Origin of the sequence: Amycolatopsis sp. 2-15, from assembly GCF_030285625.1 — a bacterium.
In the GTDB taxonomy this organism is placed as follows: Bacteria; Actinomycetota; Actinomycetes; order Mycobacteriales; family Pseudonocardiaceae; genus Amycolatopsis; species Amycolatopsis carbonis.
The window spans coordinates 876,926-891,517 of the sequence record NZ_CP127294.1 but is presented as its reverse complement, the minus strand read 5'-3'; the positions used below and the strand labels follow the sequence as shown (position 1 = coordinate 891,517).

Here is a 14,592-nt window from a genome sequence, read left to right as displayed (position 1 = left end):
CATGACGTTCATCTCGGGTGCCAAACGCGTCGCCCACCGTCCGCTGGAGACCCTGGACACCCTCGGCGACCAGATGTCCTTCTACGGCCGCGCGCTGCTGTGGACGCCACGCACGCTGCGCCGCTACATGAAGGAAGTCCTGCGCCTGCTCGCCGAGGTGAGCTTCGGCTCCGGCTCGCTCGCGGTCATCGGCGGCACGGTCGGCGTGATGGTCGGCCTCACGCTTTTCACCGGTGTCCTCGTGGGCCTGCAGGGCTACTCGGCCCTGAACTCCATCGGCACCTCGGCGTTCACCGGCTTCCTCACCGCGTTCTTCAACACCCGCGAGATCGCGCCGCTCGTCGCGGGCCTGGCCCTGTCGGCCACGGTCGGCGCCGGCTTCACCGCGCAGCTGGGTGCCATGCGGATCTCCGAGGAGATCGACGCGCTGGAAGTCATGGGCGTGCCGAGCCTGCCGTACCTGGTGACCACGCGGATCATCGCCGGGTTCGTGGCCGTGATCCCCCTCTACATCATCGGCCTGCTGAGCTCTTACCTCGCGTCCCGGCTGGTGGTCATCTACATCTACGGCCAGTCGGCGGGCACCTACGACCACTACTTCGATCTTTTCCTACCGCCGCAAGACGTCTTGTACTCGTTCATCAAGGTGCTCATCTTCAGCATCTTGATCATTCTCTCGCACTGCTACTTCGGCTACCGCGCCTCCGGTGGGCCGGCCGGCGTGGGTGTGGCCGTGGGCCGCGCGGTGCGCCTTTCCATCGTCACGGTTTCGATCGTGAACTTCTTCATCGGTTTCGCCATCTGGGGAACCGACGTCACGGTGAGGATTGCGGGATGATCACACTCCGGCGCAGGCTCCTGGGCCTGTTGCTCGTGGCGCTGCTCGTGGGAGGTGTGGCCCTGAGCATCGCCTTGTACAACAAGGCGTTCACCAAGTTCGTGACGGTGAAGCTCGAGGCCGACAGCATCGGCAACCAGCTGCTGGAGCAGTCGGACGTGAAGGTGCGCGGCCTGATCGTGGGGTCGGTCAAGACCATCGCGGCCACCACCGACGGGGCCGAGCTCACGCTGGACCTCCAGCCGGACTACGTGAAGCTGATCCCGGAGAACGTCTCGGCGCGCTTCCTGCCCAAGACGCTCTTCGGCGAGCGCTACGTCTCGCTCGAGATCCCGAAGAACCCGTCGGCCAAGACGCTCACCGACGGCGACGTGATCCCGCAGGACCGCACGTCGGGCGCGATCGAGCTGGAGCAGGCGCTGCAGCACTTGCTGCCGGTGCTCCAGGCGGTGCAGCCGCAGAAGCTGTCGAGCACGCTCACCGCGATTTCCACCGCGCTGCAGGGCCGCGGCAAACCGCTCGGCGACACGCTCTCGCAGCTGGGTGACTACATCGGCAAGCTCAATCCGCACGAGCCGCAGCTGCAGCACAACCTCAAGGCGCTCGCGGACTTCTCCGACAACCTGAGCGCGTCGGCGCCGGACCTGGTGCAGAGCCTCGACAACCTGAGCACGACCACCCGCACCGTGGTGGACGAGCAACAGAACCTCGCGAGCCTCTACGGGAACCTGACCACGGCTTCGCAGAACCTGCAGTCGTTCCTGGAAGCCAACTCCCAGAACATCATCAGCCTCGCCGACACCGCGCGGCCGACGGCCGAGCTGCTCGCCAAGTACGCGCCGGAGTACCCGTGCGTGATCGGGCAGATGTCGAAGCTCGTGCCGGTCGTCGACAAGGCGCTGGGCAAGGGCACGAAGGAGCCCGGGTTGCACGCGACGATCGAGGTGGTTGTGAACCGCGGTCCCTACAAGGCGGGCCAGGACGAACCGCGTTACGAGGACAAGCGCGGCCCGCGCTGTTACGACCTCAAGAACCTGCCGAACCCGTTCCCGCAGGAGCCACCGGACGGTGCGTTCATGGACGGCACCACTCACACGAACTCGCCGAACTCCCACAGCACCGGGCTCAACCCCGGCAACCTCATCGCCGACGCCGCGGGCCTCGGCGGCGGTACGGGCGGGGGCGACCCGGCGTACTCGGGCGCGGAGAACGACTTCCTCGGCCAGCTCGTGGCCCCGCAGGTCGGCATGTCACAAGGTGACTTCCCGGGCTGGGGCTCGCTGCTCGTCGGCCCGCTCTACCGGGGTGCGGAGGTGACGGTGAAGTGAGGGGACTGGCCGCACCGCTGATCAAGCTGTCGATCTTCGTGGTGATCACCGTGTTGTTCACCGCCGTCCTCGGCATCAGCATCGCGAACATCAACACCACCAGTACGAAGGACTACTCGGCGCGCTTCACCGACGCGACGCTGCTGCTCAACGGCGACGACGTCCGCATCGCAGGTGTCCGCGTGGGCACGGTGAAGGACGTGAAGATCGTCGACAAGCGTCAGGCGCAGGTCGACTTCACCGTCGACGCCGGGCGGCAGCTGCCGGCGGGTGTCACCGCGCAGATCAAGTTCCGCAACCTCGTCGGCCAGCGCTACCTCTCCCTCGGCGAGGGCAGCGACACCTCCGGCAAGACGCTGCCCCCGGGCGGTTCGATCCCGCTCGAGCGCACCACACCCGCGCTGGACCTGACCGAGCTGTTCAACGGGTTCAAGCCGCTGTTCACCGCGCTCAACCCCGACGACGTCAACAAGCTCTCCTACGAGGTCATCCAGGTCCTGCAGGGCGAGGGCGGCACCGTCGAGAGCCTGCTGTCGCACACGGCTTCGCTGGCCACGACGATCGCCGACAAGGACAAGGTGATCGGCGAGGTCATCGACAACATCAACTCGGTGCTCGACACGGTCAACGCGCACACACCGCAGCTGAGCGACCTGATCGTGAAGCTGCAGCAGCTGGTGTCCGGCCTGGCCGCCGACCGCAAGCCCATCGGCGACGCGATCGACAGCCTCGGCAACCTGGCCCAGACCACGGCCGGCCTGCTCGGCGACGCGCGCCAGCCGCTGAAGGACGACATCGGCGCGCTGGGTGACCTCACCACGAAGCTGAACAAGAACGAGCCGACGCTGGAGCACTTCATCCAGTTCCTGCCGCAGAAGGTGAGCGCGCTGACCCGCACCGCCGACTACGGCTCCTGGTTCAACTTCTACGCCTGCGAGCTCAAGGGCAGCGTCGCCCTGCCGCCACTGGTCAACCAGCCGATCGACGTGCCGCTGCTGCCGTCCAACCGGGAGAGGTGCAGCGGATGAAGTCCTTCCAGAAGCGCAACCCCGTCCCGATCGCGCTGGTCGGGCTCGCGGTGCTCGTGCTCGGCTTCGTCGCCGCGCTCAACTCCGACGACCTGCCGGTGATCGGCGGCGGCACGACCTACAGCGCCGAGTTCTCCGAGGCCGCCGGGCTCACGACCGACAACGACGTGCGCATCGCCGGCGTGAAGGTCGGCAAGGTCTCCGAGATCAAGCTCGACGGCGCCAGCGTGAAGGTGTCGTTCAAGGTCAAGGACGCCTGGCTCGGCGACAAGACCTCGGCGGCGATCAAGATCAAGACGCTGCTGGGCCAGAAGTACCTGTCGCTGGACCCGCAGGGCGTCGGCACGCTCAACCCGGGCCAGCCGATCCCGCGCGATCGCACGATGTCGCCCTACGACGTGCTCGACGCGTTCCGCGGCCTGTCCCAGACCGTCGACGACATCAACACCGACCAGCTGGCGAAGAGCTTCGACACCATCACGCAGACCTTCGCCAACACGCCCGAGGACGTGAAGGGCGCGCTCTCGGGCCTGTCGAAGCTCTCGGACACCATCGCCTCGCGCGACGCGCAGCTGTCGAACCTGCTGGCCAACACCCGCGAGGTGTCGCAGACGCTCGTCGACCGCGACGCCGAGGTGCAGAAGCTGATCACCGACGGCAACCAGCTGCTCGACGAGATCTCCAAGCGCGAGCAGGCCATCACCGCGCTGCTCGACGGTTCCAAGGAGCTCGCCACGCAGCTGCAGGGGCTCGTCGACGACAACGACAAGCAGCTCGACCCCGTGCTCACGCAGCTGGACCAGCTGACGTCGATGCTGCAGCGCAACCAGGACTCGCTCGCGCAGGGCATCGCGAAGTTCGCCCCGTTCGTGCGCGTGTTCACCAACACCATCGGCACCGGCCACTGGTTCGACAACTACATCTGCGGCCTGGTGGCGCCCTCCTTCGGCCCGATCAACCAAGAGGGGTGCTACACGAAATGAGTGACACCCGGTTCGGCCAGTCGCTCCTGCGCGGCGCGTCCATCGCCGTCGTCCTCGCGCTCGTGGTCGCGGGCGGCATCTGGTGGACGCTCAAGGACGCGGGGCGCAACCACCTCACCGCGTACTTCTCCGGCGCCGTCGGCCTCTACGAGGGCAACAGCGTGCGGATGCTCGGTGTCGACCTCGGCACGGTCACCAAGGTCCAGCCCATGGGCAACCAGGTACGCGTGGACTTCGAGTACGACCGCACCGTGGCTGTGCCGGCCGACGCGAAGGCGCTGATCGTCTCGCCGTCGCTGGTCAGCGACCGCTACATCCAGCTCGCGCCCGCGTACACCGGCGGCCCGAAGATCTCCGACGGCGCCGTGATCCCGCTCAACCGCACCGAGGTGCCGCTCGAGGTCGACCAGCTCGCCGCGAGCCTCGCGAAGGTCAGCGAGACCCTCGGCCCCAACGGTGCCAACAAGAACGGCTCGCTCTCGGACCTGCTCAACACCGTCGCCAAGAACGTGGACGGCAACGGCCAGGCCCTGCACGACACGATCGCCAAGCTCGGCCTGGCGTCCGGCACGCTCGCCGGCAACAAGGACGACCTGTTCCAGACCGTGCAGAACCTCGGCCAGTTCTCCCAGACGTTGGTCAACAGCGACAGCCAGGTGCGCCAGTTCGAGAGCCAGCTCGCCGACGTGAGCGGGTACCTGGCGGGGGAGAAGGACGACCTCGCCGCCACCGTGCAGCAGCTCAGCACCACGCTGCAGTCGGTGCAGGGCTTCATCGAGCAGAACCGCGGTCGGCTCAAGTCCAATGTGGACAAGCTGGCCAGTGTCACGAAGGTGCTCGTGGACCAGCGCAGCGCGCTCGCCGAGATCCTCGACGTGGCGCCGGTGGCGCTTTCGAACCTCGTCAACGTCTACAACGGCTCCTCGGGCACGCTCGACGCGCGACCGAACCTCAACGAGCTCACGCAGCCGCCACTGGTGATGGTCTGCAACCTGCTCAAGGAGACGCCCGACGCGCTCAAGCTGCTCGGCGACACGTGCGGCTCGATCGCCGGCGTGGTCGACGGCGCCGTGCCGCTGCCGTCCACCGCGCAGGTGGTGCAGGCACTGCAGAACGGCAAGCTGCCGCCACTGCCGCTCCCGCTCGCGGGCCAGGTCTACGGAACGGGGAGCTGAGCATGAAGCGCCTCAGGAGGTTCGCCGCCGCCGGCGTGGTCACCACGGTGTCCGCGCTGGTGCTGTCCGGCTGCGGGTTCACCGGCATCTATGACGTGCCGCTGCCCGGCGGCGCCGATCTCGGCAACCACCCGTACAAGGTCAAGGTGCAGTTCTCCGACGTGCTCGACCTCGTGCCGCAGGCCGGTGTGAAGGTCAACGAGGTGCCCGTCGGCCAGGTCGAGTCCGTCGGGCTCACCCCCGACGGCTGGCACGCCGAGGTCACCGTGGAGATCAACGGTGACGTGAAGCTGCCGGCCAACGCGCTGGCCAACGTGAAGCAGTCGAGCCTGCTCGGCGAGAAGTACGTGGAGCTCTCCTCGCCCGGCGACGGCCAGGCGCAGGGCACGCTCGCGAACAACGCCACGATCCCGCTCGCGCGCACCGGCCGCGACGTCGAGGTCGAAGAGGTGCTCGGCGCGCTGTCGCTGCTGCTCAACGGTGGTGGGGTCGAGCAGCTCAACACCATCACCAAGGAGCTCAACAACGCGACGGCGGGCAAGGAGCCCGACATCAAGGCGTTGCTGGACAACGCCAACGAGCTCGTGACGAACCTCGACGAGCAGTCGCGCAACATCACGCGTGCGCTCGACGGGCTCGACCGGCTGTCGATGACGCTGAAGGACCAGAAAGACAAGCTGGTGGGCGCCGTCGACAACCTCGGCCCCGGCATCGGTGTGCTGGAGCATCAGCGCGGCCAGCTCGTGACCATGCTCAACGCGCTGAACAACCTCTCCGGCGTCGCCACCGACACGGTGAACAAGAGCAAGGCGGACCTCGTGGCCGACCTCAAGGCCCTCACGCCGACGCTGCAGAAGCTCGGCGAGGCCGGCAACGACCTGCCGCAGGCGTTGCAGATCCTGCTGACCTTCCCGTTCACCGACCAGGCCTACAACGACGTGAAGGGCGACTACTTCAACCTCTTCGCGAAGGTCGACCTGAACCTCAAGGACATCATCGACAACCTGGGCCGCAGCCGGGACAACCCGCTGTCGAACCTGCTGCCGGTGCCCGGCCTGACCGGTGGGGTCAGCGGCACGCCGGGCGACCAGCCGCCGCCGCTGTCGTTCCCCGACCAGTCCGGCTCCGGCTCGAAGCAGCCGAACTCGACCGGCGGCCAGGGCGGCGGACAGCCGTCGCAGGGCGGGCTGTCCGGGCTCTTCGGGATCCTCTCGGGAGGTGCGGGCTGATGTTGCTGCGCAAGACGAAGTTCCAGCTCGTGGCCTTCGCGATCATCTCGATCGTGGCGCTCGTCTACGCCCTGGTCCGCTTCGCCGGCCTCGGTTCGGTGTTCGGGGACAGCGGCTACACGGTGAAGCTGCAGCTCAACGAGTCGGGCGGCATCTTCACCAACGCCGAGGTGACCTACCGCGGCTTCAACATCGGCCGCGTCGGCCAGCTGCGGCTCACGCAGACCGGTCTGGAGGCCGACCTCAACATCGACCCGTCGGCGCCCCAGGTGCCCGCGGACCTCGACGCCGTGGTCGCCAACCGCTCGGCCGTGGGTGAGCAATACGTGGACCTGCGGCCGAAGAACGACAAGGGTCCGTATCTCGCGGGCGGCTCGGTGATCCCGGCGTCGAAGACGACGGTGCCGGTCAGCACCGACCGGCTGCTGTCCGACCTCGACTCGCTGGCGGCCTCGGTGCCCACCGACTCGCTGCGCACCGTCGTGGACGAGTCCTACGACGCGTTCCGCGGCACCGGCGGCGACCTGCAGCAGCTGCTCGACACCGCGCAGAGCTTCACGGCCACGGCCCAGCAGTACCTGCCGCAGACCGTGCAGCTGCTCGACGCCGGCGGCCAGGCGCTGGACACGCAGAACCACGAGGCGTCGAACTTCGCGGACTTCTCCAAGAACCTCAACGAGCTCACGGGCACGCTGAAGAACTCCGACGGTGACCTGCGCAAGCTCATCGGCGTCACGCCGCAGGTCGCGGCGCAGATCAACCAGGTCGTCAACGAGACCGGGCCGGGCCTGGGCGCGCTGACGGCGAACCTGCTGACCACGGCCAACCTCACCGTGACCCGGCTCGACGGCATCGAGCAGGGCCTGGTGACCTACCCGGCGCTGGCCGGCGCGGCCTCGAGCGTGGCGCCGGGCGACGGCACCGCGCACCTCGGGCTCGTGCTGAACCTGTTCAACCCGCCGGCCTGCACGAAGGGCTACCTGCCCTACAGCCAGTACCGCACGGGCGCCGACACGTCACCGCGGCCGGCCGACGACAACGTGTACTGTGCCGAGCCCAAGGGCAGCCCCATCAACGTCCGCGGCTCGCAGAACGCGCCGTACGGCGGGGCTCCGGTCGCGCCGTCGCAGGCCGACGTGGACGCCAATGCCGACCGTCCGGCCCAGGAACTGCAGGACGTGCGCGACGCCGCCGTGCCGGGCGTAGCCGGAAGCCCGGGTGTCTCGTTGAACAGCCTGGGAGCGCTGCTCGGCCTCGCGGGCTGAGCGTCCTGACCTGGATTTGATGACCGTTACCTACCCTGGAGTGATATGAGTTCCGAACAGGCCGCCGCCGAGGAAGAGGTGACCTCGTCGCCGCCGGAAGCTTCGGATTCCGCTTCGGAGACCGCTTCGACCGGTGCCGCCTCGCCGGCCAAGCGGTCCCTGCCGGGCTCGCCGCGCGTGTGGCTCTTCGGCGCCGGGGCGTTCGCGCTCGCCGCGTTCGTGGTCGCCGTGGTCTTCGGGATCATGTGGTGGGTCGCGGGCACGGGGGAGAACGCCGACCTCGCGAAGTCCCGCGACGACGTCGCGAAGGCGGGCGCCGCGGCGGTCGAGGCCTACACCAACGTGGACTACACCAACCTCAACGAGTACTTCGACCACCAGAAGGACGTGTCGGACACCAACATGGCCCAGCAGATCGACGCGGGCCGGACAACCTACTCGAAGGCGCTGACCGACTCGAAGGTGAAGGTCACCGCGACGGTGCAGGACATCGCCGTCGAGGAGCTCGACGACCACGAGGGCAAGGCGAGCTTCCTGGCCGCGATCACCACGACGAACAGCGCGGGCGGCCAGACCAGTTCGAAGGCGCTGCGCTTGGAGGCCTCGATGACCCGCGTCGGGAGCGAATGGAAGCTGTCCGGCATCGACAGCGTCCCCCTCGTCGCCTCCGGCCAGTAGTTTCACCGCAGAACGGAGTTCTCCCAGTGCCCCCCTCCCGCCGCCAGCCGCCCCGCAGCAGCACCCCGCCGGCCCGCCGGCCGAGGGTCGCCGGGCTGCGCAAGCCGTCGAGCGCGGACGGCGCACCCGCGTCCACCGACGAGCGGCCGACTCCCGCCGCCACCCCGGCCCCGGCCAAGCCGCGCTCGCGTCCGGTGCCGCGGCCCGGCCCGCTGACCAGCGCGGACCCGGCTGAGGTCACCCAGGAGATCCGGTTCCCGAAGAGCGCGGGGATCTCGCGGTCACGCGGACTGGAGCCCGAGGAGCCGGAGGACACCGCTGCCTCCGTCGAGGACGAAGCCGAGGTCGACGCCCTCACCGGCGAGGCCGTGGACACCGAAGCTCCGGAGAAGACCGCGGGGCCGGCCCACGCCGCTCCCCGCCGCAAGCGTCGCGACTCGGGCCGTGCGAAGCCCGTGGACGTCGACGAGGCCGAGCAGGAGGCCGCCGGCGCTCCTGCCGCGCCGCCGCCGTGGGCGAGGCGGGAGCCGCGCCAGGACCGCTCGACCGCGCTGGTCGTGGTGCTGCTCGTGGTGGGCCTGGTGTTCGCCGGGGGCGCGGTGTTCTTCAAGCTGAAGTTCGACGACGTCTCCGACTCCACGAGCAATGCCGCACTGCTCGACGTCGCGAAGACGGCGCAGGTCAAGGACCAGGTCTCCAAGGCCACCGAGACCCTGTTCTCCTACGACTACAACAACATCAAGAAGACCGAGGACGCGGCCAACAGCCTGCTGGCCAACGACGACGTCAAGGCCAAGTACAACTCGCTCATGGGCGAGGTGAAGCGCCTCGCGCCGCAGCAGAAGATGGTGGTGACCTGCAAGGTCACCCGCAGCGCCGTGATCATGCTCAACGGCGACCTCGCGCGCGTGATGGTGTTCGTCGACCAGACCTCCACGCGCACCGACACCAAACAGACCACCGCCGGCTCGGCCCAGCTGCACGTCGACGCCCAGCTGCAGGGCGACACGTGGAAGATCACCGACCTCGACACGTACAAGGCCCCGGCGCCGCCCGCGGCCAAGGCGCCCGCCTCGTCGGCCCCGGCCTCGCCGCCGCCCTCGAAGTAAGTCGAAGCGAGGGACGCAGACGGCCCGGTGCCCGCTTGAGCGGGTGCCGGGCCTCCCTTGCTTTCGGCCCTCGGTGTTCGGGGCCTCAGCAGAGCGACTGAAGGGCCGTGCGCAGCGCCGTGCGGTGCAGCTCGTCGAGGTGGTCGACGACGTCGGCCGAGATCTGTGCCTCGAGCACGTCGACGCGGCACGGGGCGCCGGGCTCGCGGGCGTCGTTCGTGGCCGCCAGCTCGGTCAGCAGCGACGTCGTCAGCTCGTCCAGCTCGGCACGGATCTCGGTGAGGTCCGGGCGCGTGGTGGGCGCCTGCTCGGGGTGCGCGGTCCACCGGTCGAACAGCCCGCGCTGCACGACCTTGCTCGCGGTGATCTGGTCGGAGAAGAACGCGGCCGTGCGCTCGGGGTCCAACCCCAGCGCGAACGCGCGCGTGCGCACCGAGGCTAGCTCCTGTTCCTCGCGTGCCGGGTCGTCGATGGGCTTGTCGGTGCCGAACTTCGACGCCGCCACGCGATCGCCCACCCGTAGGCGCTCGACCACGAGGTCGCTGAGCGGCCCGAGCCGGCCGAACGCGTGGCCGGCAGTGTCCGTGACGGTCTTTTCGGATGCGGCCATGGCCTGAGTGCCTCCGACGGTGAGTGCGGCCAGCGGGACGGCGAGGATCACGGTGGAGCGGCGAGCAGTCTCGTTCCCGAACATGAGCACTCCGTCGTGGCCGGCGACCAGGATCGGATCCGATTTTAGCGGTGGGGAATTCACGAAACCCGGACAATCTCGCCGGATGGACACGCAATCGTGCCGATGTCCGATTTATCTGCCCGGACGTACCGCCGCACCCGGCTCCGCGAGCCACATACCAGCCCCGGCCCGCCGCGAGCAGCCCGCCGCCGGCCCCTCAACCGCGCGCCACACCACGCCCCCGGGCCGATTGGCCCACTCGCCCACGGCCCTGTTCGTGACGCAGGACACCGTTTGAACCCGCCCCGGAATCTCCCTCGGCCACGATTCCGCAGGTACCGGCGGGTAACCGGGATGATCATCCCGCTTGTCACCCTCCGCATGCCCCGGTCGACGCTGCGCCAACCGGTCGGACCCCCGAGTGGCATCTTGACTCGAAGGCGTCGTGGGTTCAGGCTTACTGCCAACGGTCACGGCCGGGAGCGCGAACCTTGCGGGAGGGACGCAGAACCCGGGCAGGCCGGAGGCATTGCTACAACGCCGCGAGGCAGGCTGGGCCCCATCAGGAGCGCCCCCTGGACAGACCGCGCCGTTCAAGCTAGACTGCCTCTTTGCGCTGCCCTCTTTCAGGCTGCCCGGAGCCGGTAGTTAGGATAGTGGGCACACGGCACCCCTGACAGTCGCAATGGCACCTGTTGCCATCACGGCTGCTCACCGCTCATTGTCCCCGGAAGGACGCATCTTGGCAGTCTCTCCCGCGAACCAGGCCACTGCTGCGACCACCTCGGCTGTATCCCGCTCGGAGTCCACGGGTATCCCCGGCGCGCCCAAGCGGGTCTCCTTCGCAAAGATTCGCGAGCCCCTTAACACCCCCAACCTGCTGGACGTGCAGCTCCAGTCGTTCCAGTGGTTCACCGGCGACGAGGCGTGGTTCGAGCGCCGCGTCAACGAAGGTGACGAGAACCCGGTCGGCGGCCTGGAAGAGGTCCTCAACGAGATCTCCCCGATCGAGGACTTCTCGGGTTCCATGTCGCTGTCCTTCTCCGCCCCGCGCTTCGACGAGGTCAAGGCCTCGATCGAGGAGTGCAAGGACAAGGACATGACCTACGCGGCCCCGCTGTTCGTCACGGCGGAGTTCGTCAACAACAACACCGGTGAGATCAAGAGCCAGACGGTCTTCCTCGGCGACTTCCCGGTGATGACGGACAAGGGCACCTTCATCATCAACGGCACGGAGCGGGTCGTCGTGTCCCAGCTCGTGCGTTCTCCGGGCGTGTACTTCGACAGCAGTGTCGACAAGACGACCGACAAGGACGTCTTCAGCGTGCGCGTGATCCCGAGCCGCGGCGCGTGGCTCGAGTTCGACGTCGACAAGCGCGACACCGTCGGTGTGCGCATCGACCGCAAGCGCCGCCAGCCGGTCACCGTGCTGCTGAAGGCGCTGGGCTGGACCACCGAGGCGATCCGCGAGCGCTTCTCCTTCTCGGAGACGCTGCTGGCCACCCTCGAGAAGGACCACACCGCCGGCACCGACGAGGCGCTGCTCGACATCTACCGCAAGCTCCGTCCGGGCGAGCCGCCCACGAAGGAGAGCGCGCAGACGCTGCTGGAGAACCTGTTCTTCAAGCCGAAGCGCTACGACCTGGCCAAGGTCGGCCGCTACAAGGTCAACAAGAAGCTCGGTCTCGACACCCCGTACGACACCGGCACGCTGACCGAAGAGGACATCGTCTCGGCCATCGAGTACCTGGTCCGGCTCCACGCCGGCGAGGACAAGATGACGAGCGTGTCGAACGTCGAGGTGCCGGTCGAGACCGACGACATCGACCACTTCGGCAACCGCCGCCTGCGCACGGTGGGCGAGCTGATCCAGAACCAGATCCGGGTCGGCCTCTCCCGCACCGAGCGTGTCGTGCGTGAGCGCATGACCACGCAGGACGTCGAGGCGATCACGCCGCAGACCCTGATCAACATCCGCCCCATCGGCGCGGCGATCAAGGAGTTCTTCGGCACCTCGCAGCTGTCGCAGTTCATGGACCAGAACAACCCGCTGTCGGGCCTGACCCACAAGCGCCGCCTCTCGGCGCTGGGCCCCGGTGGTCTGTCCCGTGAGCGCGCCGGCATGGAGGTCCGCGACGTCCACCCGTCGCACTACGGCCGCATGTGCCCGATCGAGACGCCGGAAGGCCCGAACATCGGCCTGATCGGTTCGCTCTGCTCCTACGCGCGGGTCAACCCGTTCGGTTTCATCGAGACGCCGTACCGCAAGGTCGTCGAGGGCCAGGTCACCGACCAGGTCGACTACCTCACGGCCGACGAGGAAGACCGCTTCGTCAAGGCGCAGGCCAACGCGCCGATCACCGACGACGGCCACTTCGTCGAGAACAAGGTCCTGGGTCGCCGCAAGGGCGGCGAGGTCGAGCTGATCGACCCGCTCGAGATCGACTACATGGACGTGTCGCCGCGGCAGATGGTCTCCGTCGCGACGGCGATGATCCCGTTCCTGGAGCACGACGACGCGAACCGCGCGCTGATGGGCGCGAACATGCAGCGCCAGGCCGTGCCGCTGCTGCGCAACCAGGCCCCGTACGTGGGCACGGGTGTGGAGCTGCGCGCCGCGGTCGACGCCGGTGACGTCCTCGTGGCCGAGCAGGCCGGCGTGGTCGAGGAGCTGTCCGCGGACATCATCACGATCATGCACGACGACGGCACGCGGAAGAGCTACGGACTGTACAAGTTCCGCCGCTCCAACCACGGCACGTGCTTCAACCACCGCCCGATCGTCGACGAGGGTGACCGCGTCGAGAAGGGCCAGGTCATCGCCGACGGCCCGTCCACCGAGAACGGTGAGATGGCGCTGGGCAAGAACCTGCTCGTGGCGGTCATGCCGTGGGAGGGCCACAACTACGAGGACGCGATCATCCTCTCCGAGCGCCTGGTGCAGGACGACGTGCTCACGTCGATCCACATCGAGGAGCACGAGATCGACGCCCGCGACACCAAGCTGGGCGCCGAGGAGATCACCCGGGACATCCCGAACGTCTCCGAGGAGGTGCTCGCCGACCTCGACGAGCGCGGCATCATCCGCATCGGCGCCGAGGTCCGCGACGGCGACATCCTGGTCGGCAAGGTCACGCCGAAGGGCGAGACCGAGCTGACGCCGGAAGAGCGCCTGCTCCGCGCGATCTTCGGTGAGAAGGCCCGCGAAGTCCGCGACACCTCGCTGAAGGTGCCGCACGGCGAGACCGGCAAGGTCATCGGCATCCGCGTGTTCTCTCGCGAGGACGACGACGAGCTGCCCCCGGGCGTCAACGAGCTGGTCCGCGTCTACGTGGCCCAGAAGCGCAAGATCCAGCCGGGCGACAAGCTCGCCGGCCGCCACGGCAACAAGGGCGTCATCGGCAAGATCCTGCCCGCCGAGGACATGCCCTTCATGGAGGACGGCACGCCGGTCGACATCATCCTGAACACCCACGGTGTTCCGCGACGGATGAACATCGGCCAGATCCTCGAGCTCCACCTGGGCTGGCTGGCCTCGCAGGGCTGGACGATCGAGGGCAACCCGGATTGGGCGAAGAACCTGTCCGAGGAGCTCTACGACGTCGCGCCGAACACGAACACCGCCACTCCGGTGTTCGACGGCGCGAAGGAAGAGGAGCTCACCGGGCTGCTCGGGGCGACCAAGCCGAACCGCGACGGCGAGCGCATGGTCAAGGAGAACGGCAAGGCGACCCTGCTGGACGGCCGCTCCGGCGAGCCGTACCCGTACCCGGTCGCGGTCGGCTACATGTACATCCTGAAGCTGCACCACCTGGTCGACGACAAGATCCACGCCCGCTCCACCGGCCCGTACTCGATGATCACGCAGCAGCCGCTGGGTGGTAAGGCGCAGTTCGGTGGCCAGCGCTTCGGTGAGATGGAGTGCTGGGCGATGCAGGCGTACGGCGCTGCCTACACGCTGCAGGAGCTGCTCACGATCAAGTCGGACGACGTGGTCGGCCGCGTGAAGGTGTACGAGGCCATCGTCAAGGGGGAGAACATCCCCGAGCCGGGTATCCCGGAGTCGTTCAAGGTGCTCCTGAAGGAGCTCCAGTCGCTGTGCCTGAACGTCGAGGTGCTCTCCAGCGACGGTGCGGCCATCGAGATGCGCGACTCCGACGACGAGGACCTCGAGCGCGCCGCGGCCAACCTCGGCATCAACCTGTCCCGCAACGAGTCGCCCAGCGTGGACGACGTCGTGCACTGACCGGTGTCGAGCGGGGACCTGCCTCCCGTGGGTCCCCGCT

General features: G+C 68.2%; 11 protein-coding genes. 10 read left to right on the top strand and 1 reads right to left on the bottom strand.

From position 1 onward, the window contains the following. The first annotated feature begins 1 nt into the window (after position 1). Genes QRX50_RS04350 through QRX50_RS04310 form a run of 9 tightly spaced genes read left to right on the top strand, consistent with a single transcriptional unit; the run spans position 2 to position 9,633 of the window. Positions 2-838, top strand: a complete 837-nt coding sequence (locus QRX50_RS04350; RefSeq protein ID WP_220246059.1) for an MlaE family ABC transporter permease — start codon at positions 2-4, stop codon at positions 836-838. Next, positions 835-2,166 (top strand): MCE family protein, encoded by a 1,332-nt coding sequence (locus QRX50_RS04345; RefSeq protein WP_285970682.1) that lies wholly within the window; start codon positions 835-837, stop codon positions 2,164-2,166. The genes QRX50_RS04350 and QRX50_RS04345 overlap by 4 nt, the downstream gene beginning before the upstream one ends. After that, entirely contained in the window at positions 2,163-3,194 is a 1,032-nt protein-coding gene (locus QRX50_RS04340) for an MCE family protein (protein ID WP_285970681.1), read from the top strand. The genes QRX50_RS04345 and QRX50_RS04340 overlap by 4 nt, the downstream gene beginning before the upstream one ends. Next, positions 3,191-4,177, top strand: coding sequence for an MCE family protein (locus tag QRX50_RS04335; protein WP_285970680.1), 987 nt, complete (start codon positions 3,191-3,193; stop codon positions 4,175-4,177). The genes QRX50_RS04340 and QRX50_RS04335 overlap by 4 nt, the downstream gene beginning before the upstream one ends. Continuing rightward, positions 4,174-5,352, top strand: coding sequence for an MCE family protein (locus tag QRX50_RS04330; RefSeq protein WP_285970679.1), 1,179 nt, complete (start codon positions 4,174-4,176; stop codon positions 5,350-5,352). Before QRX50_RS04335 ends, QRX50_RS04330 begins: the two co-directional genes overlap by 4 nt. 2 nt (positions 5,353-5,354) lie before the next feature. Next, complete coding sequence (locus QRX50_RS04325) at positions 5,355-6,581, top strand: MCE family protein (RefSeq protein ID WP_285970678.1); 1,227 nt, start codon at positions 5,355-5,357, stop codon at positions 6,579-6,581. Further along, entirely contained in the window at positions 6,581-7,846 is a 1,266-nt protein-coding gene (locus QRX50_RS04320; RefSeq protein WP_285970677.1) for an MCE family protein, read from the top strand. Before QRX50_RS04325 ends, QRX50_RS04320 begins: the two co-directional genes overlap by 1 nt. A 45-nt stretch (positions 7,847-7,891) precedes the next feature. Continuing rightward, positions 7,892-8,524, top strand: coding sequence for an Rv1363c family protein (locus tag QRX50_RS04315; RefSeq protein WP_285970676.1), 633 nt, complete (start codon positions 7,892-7,894; stop codon positions 8,522-8,524). 26 nt (positions 8,525-8,550) lie between these two features. Continuing rightward, entirely contained in the window at positions 8,551-9,633 is a 1,083-nt protein-coding gene (locus tag QRX50_RS04310; RefSeq protein WP_285970675.1) for a hypothetical protein, read from the top strand. A gap of 85 nt (positions 9,634-9,718) precedes the next feature. On the opposite strand, the gene QRX50_RS04305 is transcribed toward QRX50_RS04310, so the two are convergent. Further along, on the bottom strand, positions 9,719-10,327 hold the full coding sequence (locus QRX50_RS04305; protein ID WP_285970674.1) for a chorismate mutase: 609 nt from the start codon (positions 10,325-10,327) through the stop codon (positions 9,719-9,721). Positions 10,328-11,048: 721 nt separating this feature from the next. On the opposite strand from QRX50_RS04305, the gene rpoB reads away from it, so the two are divergent. Beyond that, positions 11,049-14,552 carry a DNA-directed RNA polymerase subunit beta gene (rpoB, locus tag QRX50_RS04300; RefSeq protein ID WP_285970673.1) on the top strand — a complete coding sequence of 1,168 codons (3,504 nt, stop codon included), beginning with the start codon at positions 11,049-11,051 and terminating at the stop codon, positions 14,550-14,552. Positions 14,553-14,592: the final 40 nt, after the last annotated feature.

What these genes read in the sequence shown, in the direction of transcription:
- QRX50_RS04320 (WP_285970677.1), top strand. Translation starts at nt 6,581, where the DNA reads ATGTTGCTGCGCAAGACGAAGTTCCAGCTCGTGGCCTTCGCGATCATC.
- QRX50_RS04330 (WP_285970679.1), top strand. Translation starts at nt 4,174, where the DNA reads ATGAGTGACACCCGGTTCGGCCAGTCGCTCCTGCGCGGCGCGTCCATC.
- QRX50_RS04305 (WP_285970674.1), bottom strand. Translation starts at nt 10,327, where the DNA reads ATGTTCGGGAACGAGACTGCTCGCCGCTCCACCGTGATCCTCGCCGTC.
- QRX50_RS04345 (WP_285970682.1), top strand. Translation starts at nt 835, where the DNA reads ATGATCACACTCCGGCGCAGGCTCCTGGGCCTGTTGCTCGTGGCGCTG.
- QRX50_RS04350 (WP_220246059.1), top strand. Translation starts at nt 2, where the DNA reads ATGACGTTCATCTCGGGTGCCAAACGCGTCGCCCACCGTCCGCTGGAG.
- QRX50_RS04335 (WP_285970680.1), top strand. Translation starts at nt 3,191, where the DNA reads ATGAAGTCCTTCCAGAAGCGCAACCCCGTCCCGATCGCGCTGGTCGGG.
- QRX50_RS04325 (WP_285970678.1), top strand. Translation starts at nt 5,355, where the DNA reads ATGAAGCGCCTCAGGAGGTTCGCCGCCGCCGGCGTGGTCACCACGGTG.
- QRX50_RS04315 (WP_285970676.1), top strand. Translation starts at nt 7,892, where the DNA reads ATGAGTTCCGAACAGGCCGCCGCCGAGGAAGAGGTGACCTCGTCGCCG.